Genomic DNA, 545 nt, shown 5'->3' with positions numbered 1-545 from the left:
GCCCGGCCTCGGCGCGGCCCGGCCGGACCGGCTGCACCACCACTGGTCCGCCTACACCGGGCTGGCCGACCGGCTCGACGCGCACGGGCGCGCCGGGCGGGCCGACTTCCGGGCCGGGCGCCAGGTCTGGGCGCTGGAGCGCACCGGGGACGGCTTCGCGGTGCACGTCACCCGCGGACCGGAGGGCACCGACCGGGCCACCGTCCTGACCCGGTCGGTGCTGCTCGCCACCGGCGCGTACGAGCGGCAGCTGCCGTTCCCCGGCTGGACCCTGCCCGGGGTGGTCACGGCGGGCGGCGCCCAGGCCATGCTCAAGGCCGGCCTGGTGCTGCCCGGGAAGCGGATCGTGGTGGCCGGCAGCGGCCCGCTGCTGCTCGCGGCGGCCTCCTCGCTGGTCACCGCCGGGGCCGAGGTGCCCGCCGTGGTCGAGGCCACCGCCTACCTCGGGTACGCGCGGCGCCCCGGCGTGCTGGCGGCCGTCCCCGGCAAGCTGGTCGAGGGCGCCGGGCACGGCGGTGCGCTGCTGCGGCACGGCGCCCTCGACC

At 80.2% G+C, this 545-nt stretch carries 1 pseudogene; it reads left to right on the top strand.

What is annotated here, in order from left to right:
- A pseudogene (locus AE652_RS42845) lies at positions 1-545 on the top strand (FAD/NAD(P)-binding oxidoreductase); the annotation flags it as partial.

This window comes from Kitasatospora sp. MY 5-36 (assembly GCF_001182915.1).
GTDB lineage: Bacteria > Actinomycetota > Actinomycetes > Streptomycetales > Streptomycetaceae > Kitasatospora.
The sequence above is the reverse complement of the archived record's forward strand: the minus strand, read 5'-3'. Positions and strand labels throughout refer to the sequence as shown.